The sequence below is a fragment of the Halovulum sp. GXIMD14794 genome, from assembly GCF_054457455.1.
Genome location: NZ_JBTLNF010000005.1, coordinates 78,374 through 94,171, shown reverse-complemented (window position 1 = coordinate 94,171; position 15,798 = coordinate 78,374). Strand labels below are relative to the sequence as shown.

The 15,798-nt window shown below is 67.0% G+C and carries 12 protein-coding genes; 4 read left to right on the top strand and 8 right to left on the bottom strand.

Translation table 11 applies throughout. The features are described 5' to 3' along the window. Positions 1 to 34: 34 nt before the first annotated feature. Both queA and ACW9UR_RS12190 read right to left on the bottom strand, forming a co-directional pair. A complete protein-coding gene (gene queA / locus ACW9UR_RS12195) occupies positions 35 to 1,090 on the bottom strand; it encodes a tRNA preQ1(34) S-adenosylmethionine ribosyltransferase-isomerase QueA (RefSeq protein ID WP_458917788.1) in 1,056 nt (351 codons plus the stop codon). A 27-nt stretch (positions 1,091 to 1,117) separates the two neighbouring features. Next, on the bottom strand, positions 1,118 to 4,471 hold the full coding sequence (locus tag ACW9UR_RS12190) for a hypothetical protein (protein WP_458917264.1): 3,354 nt from the start codon (positions 4,469 to 4,471) through the stop codon (positions 1,118 to 1,120). Positions 4,472 to 4,639: 168 nt separating this feature from the next. On the opposite strand from ACW9UR_RS12190, the gene bcp reads away from it, so the two are divergent. The 4 genes from bcp (at position 4,640) to ACW9UR_RS12170 (ending at position 7,962) form a co-directional block, all read left to right on the top strand. Further along, positions 4,640 to 5,107: a thioredoxin-dependent thiol peroxidase gene (gene bcp, locus ACW9UR_RS12185; protein WP_458917263.1), complete on the top strand. Its 468-nt coding sequence runs from the start codon at positions 4,640 to 4,642 to the stop codon at positions 5,105 to 5,107. After that, positions 5,104 to 5,946, top strand: a complete 843-nt coding sequence (locus ACW9UR_RS12180; protein ID WP_458917262.1) for a ferritin-like domain-containing protein — start codon at positions 5,104 to 5,106, stop codon at positions 5,944 to 5,946. The genes bcp and ACW9UR_RS12180 overlap by 4 nt, the downstream gene beginning before the upstream one ends. A 185-nt stretch (positions 5,947 to 6,131) precedes the next feature. Continuing rightward, positions 6,132 to 7,457 (top strand): DUF5930 domain-containing protein, encoded by a 1,326-nt coding sequence (locus ACW9UR_RS12175; protein WP_458917261.1) that lies wholly within the window; start codon positions 6,132 to 6,134, stop codon positions 7,455 to 7,457. Then, complete coding sequence (locus ACW9UR_RS12170; protein WP_458917260.1) at positions 7,447 to 7,962, top strand: bactofilin family protein; 516 nt, start codon at positions 7,447 to 7,449, stop codon at positions 7,960 to 7,962. The genes ACW9UR_RS12175 and ACW9UR_RS12170 overlap by 11 nt, the downstream gene beginning before the upstream one ends. Positions 7,963 to 8,501: 539 nt before the next feature. On the opposite strand, the gene ACW9UR_RS12165 is transcribed toward ACW9UR_RS12170, so the two are convergent. The 6 genes from ACW9UR_RS12165 to ACW9UR_RS12140 form a co-directional block, all read right to left on the bottom strand. After that, positions 8,502 to 9,683 (bottom strand): ammonium transporter, encoded by a 1,182-nt coding sequence (locus ACW9UR_RS12165; RefSeq protein WP_458917259.1) that lies wholly within the window; start codon positions 9,681 to 9,683, stop codon positions 8,502 to 8,504. A gap of 186 nt (positions 9,684 to 9,869) precedes the next feature. Beyond that, positions 9,870 to 10,304 (bottom strand): DUF4112 domain-containing protein, encoded by a 435-nt coding sequence (locus tag ACW9UR_RS12160; RefSeq protein ID WP_458917258.1) that lies wholly within the window; start codon positions 10,302 to 10,304, stop codon positions 9,870 to 9,872. 4 nt (positions 10,305 to 10,308) lie between these two features. After that, positions 10,309 to 10,485, bottom strand: coding sequence for a YqaE/Pmp3 family membrane protein (locus tag ACW9UR_RS12155; protein WP_458917257.1), 177 nt, complete (start codon positions 10,483 to 10,485; stop codon positions 10,309 to 10,311). Positions 10,486 to 10,555: 70 nt separating this feature from the next. Continuing rightward, positions 10,556 to 11,677 (bottom strand): peptide chain release factor 2, encoded by a 1,122-nt coding sequence (gene prfB, locus ACW9UR_RS12150; RefSeq protein WP_458917256.1) that lies wholly within the window; start codon positions 11,675 to 11,677, stop codon positions 10,556 to 10,558. 85 nt (positions 11,678 to 11,762) lie between these two features. Then, positions 11,763 to 14,264, bottom strand: a complete 2,502-nt coding sequence (locus ACW9UR_RS12145; RefSeq protein WP_458917787.1) for a penicillin-binding protein 1A — start codon at positions 14,262 to 14,264, stop codon at positions 11,763 to 11,765. Positions 14,265 to 14,378: 114 nt separating this feature from the next. Further along, positions 14,379 to 15,569 (bottom strand): N-acetylmuramoyl-L-alanine amidase, encoded by a 1,191-nt coding sequence (locus ACW9UR_RS12140; RefSeq protein ID WP_458917255.1) that lies wholly within the window; start codon positions 15,567 to 15,569, stop codon positions 14,379 to 14,381. Positions 15,570 to 15,798 lie beyond the last annotated feature (229 nt).

Below are 15,798 nucleotides of genomic sequence, written 5' to 3'. Positions count from 1 at the left end.
CTATCAAGGCTGCCAGCGACTTCAACCGTCGTTTTCAGCCCTCGGGCAGAAGTAGCGACGAGTCGCCGTACGAGAAGAAGCGGTAGTCGTTCGTGATGGCGTGGGAGTAGATCGCGCGGATCCGCTCCACCCCCATCAGCGCGGAGACCAGCATCATCAGCGTCGAGCGCGGCAGGTGGAAATTCGTCATCAGCCCGTCCGCCACCCGGAACTCGAAACCGGGCCGGATGAAGATGTCGGTCTCGCCCCGGAAAGGGGCGATGGCACCGGTCTCGCGGGCTGCCGACTCGATCAGGCGCAGCGCAGTTGTACCGACCGGGATCACCCGACCGCCCTTCGCGCGGGCCTCGGCGATGGCCTGCGCGGCAGCTTCGGTCACTTCGCCCCATTCGGCGTGCATCTTGTGGTTCGCAATGTTGTCGACCGTCACCGGCAGAAACGTCCCCGCCCCCACGTGCAGCGTGACATGGGTACTGCCGACACCGGCTGCCTTCAGACGCTCCAGCAGATCCTCGTCGAAATGCAGCGAGGCCGTCGGCGCCGCGACCGCCCCCGGCACCCTGGCAAAAACCGTCTGGTAATCCTCGAGGTCCTGCGCATCCGCCGCGCGCTTGCCGGCGATGTAGGGCGGCAGCGGCATTTCGCCGAGCCGCTGAAGCGCCGCGTCGAATGCGTCGCCCTCGGCATCGAAGCGCAAATGCACCTCGCCGCCTTCCCGGTCCAGCACCTCGGCGCTCAAGGAACCGTCGAAGCGGATCTCATCGCCCGCGGCGAGCCGCTTGGCGGGCTTGGCCAGCACCGTCCAGGTCCCGTCGGGCCGCGCGGTGGCCAAAGTCACCTCGATCCGGGCCTCTCCCGAACCGTGCGCGCTGTCGCGTTTTCGCACGCCGCGCAGGCGGGCGGGCAGCACGCGGGTGTCATTGAAGACCAGCAGATCACCTGGGCGCAGGATCTCGGCCAGATCGCGCACATGGCGATCCGCAATCGCGTCGCCCTGCGCCAGCAGCATGCGGGACGCCGGACGCGGTTTCACCGGGCGCAGCGCGATCAGCCGCTCGGGCAGGTCGAAGTCGAAATCGTCGAGCGTCAGCTCGGCCATCGGCGCATCCCTCGGGGTTCAGCCCCCGGGTGCGTTCCGGGAGCGGCTCTGGAAAATCTCCCGCGCCGCGCCGGGTGTCAGCAGCGACAGCGGATTGACCGCCACCTGAGGCGCGGACGCGCGGCCCGTAACCCGAAAATTCGCGCCCAGCAACCCCTCGCCCGGCCGGCCGCCCAGCAGCCGACCGATCCCCTGCACGCGCTGCACGATCCCGTTGAGCGCATAAATCGGCGAGACGACCCCAACGAGGTCGAGCGCATCGGCGCGGGTATCGTAGATCCCGTCGAGCGTGATCCCGAGACTGCTCCCCACGGCCCGCGCCTGCTGGATGTAGATCCGGCTGCCGTCGATTGTAAACTTGCCCTGAGCGTCGCGGAAGTTGATCCCGGAACTCGACAGCCGCTCGGCCAGTCCGATCACGCTGATGTCGGACAGCATCTGCGCCATGACCGGCGCATTGATCAGCGTCGCGTTCTGAAGCGAGAACGTTCCCCGCATCGGCCCGCCCGGATTGGGCGCCACCGAAACCCGGAGCGTGCCGCCCTTCACGTTCCTGTTCAGCCCGGCCGCGCGAAGGATCGCGCCGCCCTCGCCCTCGGCGCTCTGCAGGTAGATCTGGCCGTCATCGCCGATCACGCCCGAGATCGGGACCTGCCCGTTTACCCGTCCACTGAACCGATCCGCGCCCGCACGCCCCGAGGCGATCTGCCCCTGGAAGCCTGTCAGCCGGATCGCGTCCGAGACGACCACCTCGGTTCCCGACAGCTCCAGCACTGGCCCCGTGCCGCTGGCCGAAGGCGGCAATCCCGCCCGCAGATCGACCCGGCCTCCACCGATCGTGACCCGGCCGCCATTCGCCGCCGACCAGCGCACAGGTGCATCCAGCCAGTTGCCAAGACTGAGCCGGCTCAGCTCGGCCCCGGCAAGGCCCGATTGGGTCAGGTTCAGCCGTCCGGCAAGGCTCAGCCCCGGCCCGTCGAGCGCGATCCGATCCACGCGCACCGGCTTGGTCAGCGCCCCGGAGAGCCGCAGTGTGCCGCCTGAGCCCGCCGATTTCTGCCAGCCGAGCGCCGGCACCCGAACGGTCGCGCCCGAAAGTGCCACATCGACATCGAAGGTCGGCGCCGTCCCCTCCGGCAGGGTCAGGCTGAACGTGCCCGTCCCGCGCCCATCCAGAGTGCCGCGCGGCAGATCTATGCCGAGCCCGGCGACAGCGGTGGGCGTGACGTCCAACGTGCCCGTGACGGTCGGAGGGGCCGCGTCGGGCCCGAAGCCGCGCGCGAAGGCAATTTCCATCGGTACGTCCGACAACTCCACGGGCCCGGCAAGCCGCATGTTCTCGGTATCGGCGGTAAGCTCCAGCCGCTCGGCGGTCAGCGTCTTGTCCTCGATCAGGCTGTCAGAGGCCACGTCCGTCAGAACCGCGCGCGCCGCGACTTTCACCTGCTCCGCCTTGATGCGCCGCATCAGCGGCAACTCGAGCTCGGCCTCGGCCACCGCTTGCCCCGACGCCAGGTCTGGTGTCCGTCCGGCGCGAGACAGCAGACGGAGTGGCGGATTGTCGATCAGCGCAAGGATATCCGGGATCGCCCCCTCGGCCTTCAGCGCCACCGTCCCGGTCGAGGGCTTCGGCCGCGTGTCCGCCACTGTGAACCGGCTGCCTGCCAGGTCGACGCCCGAACCCGCCCCAGGCCCGGTCACGCCTTTTTCCAGCATCAGGTCGAAGCGCGTGCCGACCAGTTGCCCGCGCCCGGCCGCATCGACCAGCGGCGGCATGTGATCGAGGATCTGTCCGCGCGCCTCGCGGAACTGGAAATCGAGCCCCAGCTTCGGCCTGCCGCCATCGGCGCGAATGAACGCATCGGCGCGGGTCATCATCCCCCCCTCGATACGCTCCTGGAGCCACTGGCGCAGCTTCGGCTCCAGCGCTGCGGGCCACCCGGCCATGATCTGTCCGGCGGTCAGCTCCTCGGCGCGCGCGTCGATCGAGACCTGCCAACGGTCGGGACGCGCGGCGACATGCCCCGAAAGCTCTGCCCTCAGCGGCCCCTCACGGAGATCCACCTGACCCAGATCGACCCGGAACGGATCGAGAGAGACCCGCGCCAGCGCGCTCCCCTGCGAGAAGGTCAGCGCTTCGCCCTCGCCGGCATTGGCGCGCAGGCTGAGGTCCGTCAGGTCCAGCTGCGCCGTCAGCGTCTCTATCGCGCCCTCGGCATCGCGTCCCAGCATCACATCGCCGCGGGTGCCCAAGGCGCCATACATCGTGTCGACCCGAAGCCCGCTGACCTCGAAAGCGTCGCGCTCCGCATCGTAAGTGAAATAGGTGTCGGCCCCCGCGAACGCGATTGTGCGGCCCGGCATCGGCGTCACCGCACCCTGCTCCATTCTCAGGTGTCCCGACAGTGACAGAAGCCCGCCATCGTCGTGGATTTCGGCAGCGAGCGCGCCGCTTACGGGTGCATCGACCAGCGCCAGCCAGGCCAGCACCTCGACCTGCTCGGCCAGGTCCGAGGGGCGCGCGTCCTGGAACCGGATCTGGTAGCGGGTCTCGCCGATCCGATCGTTGCGCGTCACAGAGGCCTGCACCGGGAGCGGCGCGCGCCCGTCCTGCGTCAGCACTGCATTGACCGAGCCGCTGTAGATATCGCCGTCGCGCAGCAAGCGTGCGCCTGCGTTGTCAGCCTGCCAAACCTCGCCATTGCGCTGATCGCCGAAGCGCAGCGCGACATCCTCGAAGCTGACGTTCTCCAGCGCATCCAGCATTAGCGGTCCATCGCCGCGCGTCGCCTCGCGCAGGAACGCGGTCAGCTGCGCCAGCTCGTCGCCGCTGCCGACCGGCGGCCAGACCTGCAGCGGGGTTTCATCGCCCGCCGCGCCGAGGCGCAGGACGCCTTGGGCGTCGCGAGCGAGGGTCAGGTCGATCCCGTTCAGCTCCAACGATTTCGGCCGGATCCGCCCCTGAAGACTGTCCATCATCGAGAACCCGGTGGCGATCCGCGGAACGACGACCTGGCCGCCATTGGCCAACCCGCCGATGCGCACATTCGACAGCGTTAGGCCCGCTGGCCCCTCACCTTCACCCAGGCTCAGCGAGACGTCACCAACCTCGATCCTGCCCTCGCCGCCAAGCCGGCCGCTGGCCCATTCCCCCAGCTGCGGTGCGATCCGCGCCAGCGAGAATTTGCCGTCCTGCAAGATCATCATGGCCGCGACCGCAAGGATAATCAGCGCAGTGACCGCCTTGGTCAGGACCGAACAGCACTCGCGGATGCAGAAACTGCAGAAGGCAGCGCCCGGACCACGGCGCGCACAATTGCGCGCGCGCACCGATGGCACGGCCTGGTTGTCCTGCAGTCGCTTCGCCTTCAAGCGATGTCCCTCGCGGTCCGTCCATGGCGCAGCTTCTGCGGCGCGCCCACCCGTTTCTACGTGGCCCGGCGCCGATTCCGGCGCCTTTGACCTGCCCTCACCCTTGCCGGGCGCGGATCACGTAACATAACAGTGTCAACAGACGGTACCAAGCCAAAGGGTTCAGACATGACTCAACCAAACGTCGGCGATCCCGCGCCTGAATTCACCCTGCCCCGCGATGGCGGCGAAACCATGTCGCTCTCGGATTTCGCCGGAAAGGCGCTTGTGCTGTATTTCTACCCCCGCGACGACACCAGCGGCTGCACCAAGCAGGCGATCGCCTTCACCGGCATGCTCGACCAGTTCCGCGCTGCCGGAGCCGAGGTCGTCGGCGTCTCCAAGGATCCGGTCGCCAAGCACGACAAGTTCGTCGCGAAGCATGAACTCGGCATCCCTCTGCTCTCGGATGAGAATAGCGACCTTTGCGAGCGCATGGGCGTCTGGAAGGAAAAGAGCATGTACGGCAAGACGTACTTCGGGATCGAACGCTCGACCTTCCTGATCGACGCCGAGGGCCGCATCGTGCGCGAGTGGCGGAAGGTAAAGGTGCCGGGTCACGTCGAAGAGGTGCTCGAGGCGGTCAAGGCCCTGTGACCACCGGCCCCGCTGCAACCGACTGCGCTTCGCTGGCCGAGGCTGCCGTCGCCGTCCTGACCACCGCGAACGCGCGCGACAAGACCGCACTCTCGCGCCGGCTGGCCGCACGCTGGTTCGAAGGCCGTGCCGCCAGCACGCCGGTGCCACTGGGCTCGGCCAGCCCGCCGGACATGCCCGCACGGCCTGAAAAACCTGAGCTTCTGGACCCGCGCGACGTTCCGCGCAGGCGCCCCAACACCGGTCCGGGGCGGCGCGCGATCCTTCATGCCATCGCGCATATCGAGCTTAACGCCGTCGATTTGCACTGGGACATCATCGCCCGTTTCGCACACGTTCCGATGCCCCCCGGCTTCTACGACGACTGGGTGAAGGCTGCGGACGAGGAGTCGAAGCACTTCAACCTGCTCGCAAACCGGCTCGAGGCCCAGGGCAGCCACTACGGCGCCCTGCCCGCCCACGCCGGCATGTGGCAGGCAGCCACGGACACCGCCGATGATCTCGAGGCCCGTCTCGCCGTCGTGCCGATGGTGCTCGAGGCGCGTGGGTTGGACGTGACGCCCGGCATGATCGCGCTCTTCGAGAAGGCCGGTGACACGGAAACGGTCGCCGCACTGAACGTGATCTACGAGGAAGAAGTTGGCCACGTCGCCTATGGCTCGAAGTGGTTCCACTTTCTTTGCGGCCGGCACGAGCACGATCCGAAGGACCGGTTCCACGCGCTGGTTCGGCGCTACTTCCACGGCGCGCTCAAGCCGCCATTCAACACCGAGAAGCGCGCCGAGGCCGGGCTTCCGCCGGACTTCTACTGGCCGCTGGCAGAAGGTGCCGGGACCTAGCCGCCCCTTCGGTTCCCTCCCACCTCTACACGAGACCGTGAGCGGGATTTCGCCGACACTGTCCAGCACTTCCTGTCCGGGCGTTGCTTCAAGGCCACGTCACCGTTAAGCACCTTGGAACAGGCAACCGGGCCCGCTGGCAGGTGTGGACCCGCAAGAAGCAACGAACGGAAGTTTCATACACGATGGCGGCTGAAACCCCCGCGACCGACGTCGAAACGCGCTCTCACCGAATTCTCATCGAAACGCCCTGCGGATCCCGCGAGATCCGCCTGACCCGGGCGCGGATGACGGCGCTTGCCGCCGCTGCCGCGCTTGGCATGGGCTGGACCCTGACCGCGACGGCCGGCTTCCTGGTCTCCAGCCTTGGCGACACCGGACAAGGTGTCGAAGTCGGCATGGTCGAACAGGCCTATGGCGAGCGGATCGATCTTCTCGACAAGCGCCTCGCTGCGGCGACCGCACGCGCTGCCGACGCCACGGCGAAACTCGACGCGGCGCTGGGCCGGATCCTCGAGCAGCAGACCGAACTGCGGGCCAGCCTCAGCGCCGAGGAAGAGCTCCGCGCCGAGCTTGATGCCATGCGCGGCAAGCTCGTCGCCGCCGTTGCCGCCCGTGACACCGCCACCGAGAAGACTGCCGCTCTGACGGCCCGTCTCGCCTCGATCCGCGAGGACCTGGGCGCCGACGCCGAGCAGGCCGGCGAGATGCAGGTCGTGCTCGATGCGATGTCGGACGTCCTGCACACCGCCGTGCGCGAGCGTGACGGCCAGAAGGAAGACCTGACCCGGCTCCAGGCGCAGATCGCCGCCATGGAACTGAAGATGGAGATCAACGCCGAGCGGCAGGAGCGCATGATCGCCACGCTCGAGGACGCTGTGCAGGTTTCGTTCAAGCCGCTCGAGTCCATGTTCGAACGTGTCGGCCTCGACGTCGACAGCATCCTGCGGAAGGTCTCGGTCGACTATAGCGGCGTGGGCGGTCCCGAGATGATCATCCCCGCCAGCGTCGGCACCAGCGACGCGCCCGAGATGAACGCCCGCCTCGCTGCCCTGATGACCGACATGGACCGGGTCAACATGATGCGGATCGCCGCACAGCAGATCCCGTTCGCGATGCCGGTCCGTCAGGCACACCGTTTCACCAGCGGCTTCGGCAGCCGCCGCGACCCCAAGACCGGCGGTCGCCGGGCGCACAACGGCATCGACCTTGCCGGCCCTCGCGGCACCCATATCGAGGCGACCGCCGACGGCGTTGTCGTGCATGCCGGCTGGCAGAGCGGGTTCGGTAAGCTGATCAAGGTCCGGCACGCCTACGGCTTCGAAACCTACTACGCGCATCTGAACAAAATCCACGTCAAGGTCGGCGATCGCATTGCCCGCGGCGAGCATATCGGCGATATGGGTACCACGGGCAGAAGCACGGGTGTCCACCTGCACTACGAAGTGCGGCTGGGCGGCTCTCCCGTGAACCCGCTGACCTACATAAAGGCTGCTCAAGATGTTTTCTAAAAGCAAACCGACCAACGAGGGGAACGACCAGTCCATGACTTCGACGACCGCAAAGCCGTCCGCTCCGCCGTCCTCGCCGCCCTCCTCGGCGCCGTCGACCGCCAGTTCGGCCCCGTCGTCGCAGCCCAAGCCGAAGGCGCAGCCCTCGGTGCTGTCTTCGGACCTGGTCGTGACCGGTCACCTGAAGACCACCGGCGACATCCAGATCGAAGGCTCGGTCGAAGGCGACATCCACGCTCACCTGCTGACCGTCGGCGAGAACGCCACCGTGAAGGGCGAAGTCGTCGCCGATGACGTCGTGGTCACCGGCCGCGTCGTCGGCCGCGTCCGCGGCCTGAAGGTCCGCCTGACCTCGACCGCCCGCGTCGAAGGCGACATCGTGCACAAGACCATCGCCATTGAAAGCGGCGCCCACTTCGAGGGCTCGGTCCAGCGCAACGACGATCCGCTCAAGAACGACGGCAAGGCCGCACCGGTCAAGACCGCAGCGACCACCGGCTCCTGAGCCGGGCACAGATTGACGAACATGTTCGGCACCGCTCTGCGGTGCCTTTTTTTGTCGTCGGACACGGGGCAGAACAGCCACCAGCGCCCGACCGCGGCTGCGGGTCCGTACCATCGCGACGCCCGGATGTTATGTCCGGCTCTCGTGGTCGTAGTGCATCAGCCATATCAGCAGCAGTACTGGGACACGTCGTCGAGCCGTCCTAGAAACTGTACAGGTCAGGCGCACAATTCCGTTTCCTGTTCAGTCACAAAAGAGCGTCGCGCGCCTTTCACTGCTACGAATTGCAGACCTCCGACTCGCTTGTCCGCATCGCGGTTCTGTCGGTGCCTCGCAATGGGGCAACCGACGCTTATTACTCCGGCCCGAGAGGTGATCTCACCCCCGCAAGCCGTTCAGCTTCGCACCATCACGCGGTTCGCCTCAGGCAGGCCCTACCCGCGCCTATGGACCTCTGCCATGTCCGTTCCCCGAGGCGTCTCCCATGAGAAACGCCGCGGCCCATCTCCGGTGCCGCGGCGTCTTAGATGGGGCGGGTCTCAGGACACCACGTCATAGGCCCGTTCGCCATGCGAGGCCAGGTCGAGGCCGATAACCTCGTCCTCTTCGCTGACGCGGATCGGGAAGACCAGCGCGCACAGCTTCACCAGCACATAGCTGACAACCAGCGTATAGACGCCTACGACGGCCAGCGCGCCCAGCTGCGGGAACAGGCTGCCCGCGCCGAAGATCCCGATCATGATCGTCCCGAAGATGCCGCCGACGCCGTGCACCGCGAACACGTCGAGCGTGTCGTCGATGACCAGCAGCTCCTTCACCAACCGGCAGCACTCCTGGCAAAGCACGCCCGCCACGGCGCCGATGATCAGTGCCTCGACCGGGCCGACGAAACCCGAGGCCGGTGTGATCGAGGCCAGACCCGCGATCGTGCCCGTAACCAGGCCCACCATCGACGCCTTGCCGTACTTGATCCGCTCCCAAAGCGCCCAGGACAGCGAGGCGGTGGCGGCCGAGATATGCGTGACGACCAGCGCCATCGCGGCACCGCCGTCGGCGGCCAGTTGCGAGCCGGCGTTGAAGCCGAACCAACCGACCCAGAGCATCGAGGCCCCGACCATCACGTATCCCGGATTGTGCGGCGGCTTCGACTTGTCTGTGCGCGCGCCCAGCACCAGCGCGACGACCAGCGCGGCAAGGCCGGCGGTCTCGTGCACCACGATGCCGCCCGCGAAGTCCTTGACGCCCTCCGCGCCCAGGATACCGCCGTCAGCCAGCATTCCGCCGCCCCAGACCCAGTGCGCGACCGGCGCATAGCACAGCAGCATCCACAGCGCCGAGAACAGCATCACGAACCCGTAGGAGATCCGCTCGACATAGGCGCCGACGATCAGCGCAGGGGTGATGATCGCGAAGGTCATCTGGAAGGCGAAGAAAAGAACCTCGGGGATCGTGCCCGAAAGCGTCTCGGCATCGACGCCCGCAAGGAACATCTTGCCGAAACCTCCGAAAATCCCGCTCTCGCCCGGCCCGAAGGCGATCGAGTAGCCCGCGACCAGCCAGAGCACCGACATCAGGCAGGCGATCGACATTGTCTGCATCAGAACGCTCAGCACGTTCCGCGAGCGCACCAGCCCGCCGTAGAAAAGGGCAAGCCCCGGCAATGTCATAAAGAGAACCAGCGCCGTGGCCACGATCAGCCAGGCGGTATCCGCGCCATTCATACGTTTCGACTCCCGTCCAGGGCCGCTTCATGCGGCCGCTTTTCCATTGGCGGGAACTGGTCTGCGCAGCGCGGTCCGCGCACAAGGCCGAAGCCTTAGCGCGACTCGCCCCCTGCGCGAAATGCCGGGATAAACAGCAGTTACGGGGTATTTTGCCCGTTACACAGGCAGAGTGAGAGGGGCGGCCTAGCGCGCCCGCCCCTCAGTAAAGTTCTGCGGTTGCCAGCGGTGCGCGGCCGAGGTGGCCCGCACCGAGGCAGAGTTTTTCAGCTCGCGCCGCAGCAAGTCGACATTGCGGCGGTTGCTCTTGAACGCGATATCGAAGAGATCGCCGATGACCGGGATGCCGCCGATCACGGTGTCGATGCCGGTGTTGACGGCCATCCGCGCCAGCGTCCGGCGGCGCGCGCCCATTCGGTGAGCGCGCCAGATCAGCCAGGCGGCAGGCGCCAGCGTGGCGGCGTCACCGATACCCGGCACGAAGCCCAGCAGGCTGTCCCAGCCGAGGCGGATGCCGAGTACCGGCACCCGAAACCGGGCGTCCAGCAAACCGGCCAGCTTGTCCAGTTCGGCCAGGCGCGGACCGTCCTTCGCGACGATTTCGGCGACGGACTCGCGCACGGACTCAGGCGGTACGCGGGCTGTCATTGCGCGCAATGATGTAGACGGCGTGAACGATGCCCGGGATGTACCCCAGAATCGTCAGCAGGATGTTCAGCCAGAAATGCTTGCCAAAGCCGACCTGAAGGAAGACCCCCAGCGGCGGCAGGATGACGGCCACGATGATACGGACAAGGTCCATTTTGTCTTCTCCCCTTCTCTACGGGGGAAGAACGCGGAACCGGGCGTGCCGGTTCCGGATACACCCGATTTCAGTCCTCGGCGTTGGCTTCGGCGCGGCTCTTGCCCGAGACTTCCTGTGCCAGCGCGGCGGCCATGAACGCGTCCAGATCGCCGTCCAGCACGCCGGACGTGTCCGAGGTTTCCACGTTGGTCCGCAGGTCCTTCACCATCTGGTAGGGCTGCAGGACGTAAGACCGGATCTGGTTGCCCCAACCGGCGCTGCCCTTGGCCTCGTGCTGGGCGTTGATCTCGGCGTTCCGCTTGTCCAGCTCCATCTGGTACAGACGCGATTTAAGCGCCTTCATGGCGATGTCGCGGTTCTGGTGCTGCGACTTCTCGGAACTGGTCACCACGATACCGGTCGGCGCGTGGGTGATCCGCACCGCCGAGTCGGTCGTGTTGACGTGCTGGCCGCCCGCCCCCGAGGACCGGTAGGTGTCGATCCTGATATCGGCCGGGTTCACCTCGATCTCGATATTGTCGTCGACCACCGGATAGACCCAGACCGACGCGAACGAGGTCTCGCGCGTGCCCTTGCCGAAGGGCGAGATCCGCACAAGCCGGTGCACGCCCGACTCGGACTTCAGCCAGCCATAGGCGTTGGGTCCGGAAATCTTGTAGGCGACCGACTTGATCCCCGCCTCGGAGCCCGCTTCCTCGGACTGCAACTCGACCTTGTAACCATGTGCCTCGGCCCAACGGACGTACATGCGCTGCAGCATCTGCGCCCAATCGCAGGCCTCGGTGCCACCGGCGCCGGCGTTGATCTCGAGGAAGGTATCGTTGCCGTCGGCCTCACCGTCCAGCAGCGCCTCCAGCTCGGCCTGGGCGGCGCGCAGCTTGAGATCGGCAATCGCGGCTTCGGCTTCGCTGACGACCTCGGCGTCTTCCTCGGCCTCGCCCAGTTCAATCAGGTCGCGATTGTCCTGAAGCTCGGTCTTGAAACTATCGAACCGGTCCAGCGCGTCCGACAGCTGTTGCCGCTCGCGCATCAGCTTCTGAGCGCGGGCCGGATCGCTCCACAGTTCGGGGTCCTCGGACATCGCGTTCAGCTCTTCCAGCCGATGCTCGGCCGTCTCGCCCAGGCGTTGCCGCAGCAAGGCCAGCGATTTCTCGATTTCCGCGATGTGGTTTTCGGTCTCTGCGCGCATCGGATGCCGTCTTTTCAATGTCATGGGCCGGCGCGCTGCCGCACCGGCCCGGATGTTCTAAGGGTTGCAGCGCTGGGCTACAAGGTCAGTAGAGCCCCCCCGAGGACAGGACACCGAACGTCGGGTTGGTCCGGATCACCTTGCTCTGCCCGTCCTGTTGCACGCGTTGCGCGGCCTGCCCGCCTCCGTCACGGGAATAGAGCGGCAGGTCAGCGCCCATGGCGAAGCCGCCATCGACGTAGGTACCGTAGCCACCGATCGCCGGCTCTTCGCCGCTGCGGAACAGCTCGGTCACGACAGTGTTGCCCGAGGCGTTGTCCGGCAGGCGCTGACCGGTGAACCGGTCGATCTTGACGAAGACCGTCTGCGGCGGCTGCGGACGCTCGAAGCTCCCGTGGTTCTTCAGCGCGACTTCCATGAAGTCCGAGAACACCGGACCGCAGAGCGTGCCGCCATAAGCGCCCGCCCCCATGGGTCGCGGCGTATCGAAGCCGATATAGCAGCCGGCAGCGATGTGCGGGGTGAAGCCCAGGAACCAGGCGTCCTTCGACTCGTTTGTGGTGCCGGTCTTGCCCGAGATCGGCACGCCCAGACGAGCGCCGACGGTCGAGGCGGCGGTGCCGCGCGCCACCACGCCCTGCATCATCGAGCTCAACTGGTAGGCCGTCACCGGGTCCATCACCTGCCGCGCCGGGTTCCAGATCCAGGGCAGCTTGCCGTCATAGGCCTCGGCCTCGCAGCCACGGCAGCCACGCTGGTCGTGGCGGTAGATCGTACGGCCATAGCGGTCCTGCACGCGGTCCACCAGCGTCGGCTCCACCCGCTTGCCGCCGTTGCCGAACATCGCGTAGGCGGCAACCATCTTGAACAGCGTCGTCTCGCCCGCCCCCAGCGCGTAGCTGAGGTATTCCGGCATGTCGTCATAGACGCCGAACCGCTCGGCATACTCGCTGACCCGGTCCATGCCGATATCCTGCGCGATACGCACGGTCATCAGGTTCCGCGACTGCTCGATCCCGGTCCGCATCGGCGCGGGGCCGTAGAACCGGTTCGACGAGTTCGTTGGCCGCCAGATCTCGCCGCCCGACTCCACCTCGACCGGTGCATCGACGACGATCGACGCGGGCGTGTACCCGTTGTCGAGCGCGGCGGCATAGACGAAGGGCTTGAAGCTGGAGCCCGGCTGCCGCGTCGCCTGCGTCGCGCGGTTGAACACCGAATGCTGATAGCTGAAGCCGCCCTGCATCGCCAGAACGCGGCCGGTGGTCACGTCCATCGCCATGAACGCACCCTCGATCTCGGGGATCTGACGCAACGACCAGCGGACAAAGGCGCCGTCTTCGGTGATCGCCTTGACCAGCACCACGTCGCCAACCTGGTAGAGCGCACCCGCCGTCGACGGCTTTCCGCCGCTGCGGTCGCCCGCACGGATACGGCCGATCCAGTCCGCATCGCCCAGCGTCAGCCAGTGGCCATCCTCGTCGTCCTCGACGCCTTCGATCCCGATACGGGCAGCGTTGTCGCCGACCTCGAGCACCACGGCGGGGATCCAGCCGACGATGTCTCGCGGTACGCGGGTCTCGGCCAGCGCATTGCGCCAGCTGGTCTCGTCGCCCAGCTGGGCAGGATCGACCGTCGCTTGCGGACCAAGATAGACGCCCCGTCCGCGGTCGTATTTCTCCAGCCCCGTGCGCAGCGCCTTGGCGGCGGCGTCCTGAAGCTCGGGATCGACCGTGGCGCGCACCGTCAGGCCGCCGGTGAACAACTCGTCCTCGCCGCCCTCAAGCTTCTCGCCCAACTGGCGCCGGATCTCGTCGGTGAAATAGTCGCGCGGCGGCAGCGCATCTCGCGCCGACGGGATGTCGCCCGACTGCACGGTGATCAGGTCCGAGGCCACCGCCTCCTGGTATTCCTCTTCCGAGATGTATCCGTTCTCGCGCATTTCGCGCAGCACGAAGTCGCGCCGGGCCAGCGCCGCACCCTTCTCGCGCACCGGGTGATAGCGCGAAGGAGCTTTCGGCATTGCCGCAAGATACGCCGCCTCCGCCGGGGTCAGCTCCTCAAGCGTCTTGGCGAAATAGGTCTGCGCCGCCGCTGTCACGCCATAGGAGTTCTGCCCGAGGAAGATCTCGTTCATGTAAAGTTCGAGAATGTCGTCCTTGGTCAGCGAGGATTCCGCACGCACCGACAGGATCAGTTCCTTGATCTTCCGGGTGGCCGACCGCTCACCGTCCAGCAGGAAGTTCTTCATCACCTGCTGGGTGATGGTCGAAGCGCCGCGCAGACCGTCGCCCTGTGCCGCCTGAACCGCCGCCGCGACCATGCCGCGCAGATCGAAACCGGGGTGCTCGTAGAAGTTCTTGTCCTCGGCCGACAGGAACGCGCCCTTCACGAGTTCGGGGATCTCGTCGATCGGCGTGAAGATCCGCCGCTCGCGCGCGAACTCGTCCATGATCAGGCCGCGCGCCGAATAGATCCGGCTCAGCGTGGCCGGTTCGTACTGGGCAAGCTGCTGCGTATCGGGAAGATCGCGGCCATAGGACCAAAAGATCGCGGCCAGCACGCCCACGCCCAGCAGCAGGCCCATGACCAGCCACGAGAACAGGAAGCCGAAGAAGTTCAGCGTCCCGCGAATGCCAGATTGCGCGCTGTCGCCCGCACGGCGGAGTAAAGGTGTCATGCCCATATATGTAGCTCCCGCCTACTGGCGCATCAACGCCAGGAAGTCCTCGTCCGCTTCGCGCCATTCGTCAAGCGCCCGGATCAGGGCCCGTCCCACGTCAGCCCGCCACTCGGGCGACTGCATGTCCGCCAGATCGCCCGGATCTGACAGGAAACCCAGTTCCAGCAACAGGGACGGCATGTCAGGCGCTCTCAATACGCGAAAATCCGCGGCCCGCAAGGGCCGAGACCGAATGACGCCGGTGGTTTCCCCAAGGGCAGCGACAACCCGCTCGGCCGCCATCCGCGCGCGGGCCTCGGTCGCGGGCCGCGCCATGTCGAAAAGCGTCAGCGTCACATCGTCCTGCTCGGCATCCCCCGGCATCCCCGCCGCCTGGTCCGAGCGGTTCTCGAGCAGCGCGACCCGCGCGCTTGCCGGGTCCGAGGCAATGCGCGAGGTCACGTAGATCGCAGCCCCGCTGGCCTTGCCCTCGGTGACCGTGTTCGCGTGCAGCGACAGGAACAGCGCGGCTTCGGCGGCACGGGCGAACGCCACCCGGTCGTCGAGCAGCAGGAACCGGTCATCGCGCCGCGTCAGCGCCACGTCATAGCGCCCGGTGTCCTCGAGCATCGCCGCGAACTCCAGCCCGAAGGCCAGCGCGATGTCCTTTTCCCTGACACCGCCCCGGCTGGCGCCAGGATCAACGCCGCCGTGGCCGGGGTCGAGCACGATTCGCAGCTTCCCAGCTTCGGGCGGCCTAGCGCCTTCGGGTGGGCCAGCCAGTGCCTCCCGCCCCGGAGCAAGGCGCGCCGCCTTCTCGAACCCACCCTGCCCGATCCGCTCCAGCGAGATCGCCAGTACTCCGTCGTCCAGTCCGGCCTTCTGAACCGCCAGCGTCCGCTCCAGTGTCAGGACCAGCCGCGACCACCCACTGGCAAGCCGCCCGGCGCTGGCCCCGACGATCGCGCCCGAAAGCAGCGACGGATCGGCTTCCAGCCCGTCTGCCTCGACGTCGACCACCAGGCGCGGAGGCCCGTCGACGACGAAAGCGCGCCACGCGACAGGCTCCGGCAGGTCGAGCTCGACTCGGTGACCGCCCCAGAACGACGCCTCGATACGGGCCAGCCGGACCGGCTCACCGGTCTCGGCAAGCAGGGGCGCACAGCTCGCCAGCACGGCAAGAAAGGCGCCGGCAAGCCGGCGCAGTGGGGTGGACGTCACTTGCTTCACTGCTCGTTCCTCGGTCCCGCCCTGGCGGCGGTTGTGTCACAATGATGGCAGAGTACACGATCTTGCACCAGAATTCGATTGTGCTTGCCGGTCTTGCGCGGTTATCGTCGCCTCATCGCTGATAAAAAACCGTCAGCGAACTGTATTTGTCGCTCACACCGGGGCTGCACCGGCAGACCCTGCCCCTGAGCCCCGACGCAAAGCGACCGGCGTTCGCGCCACACCCGCC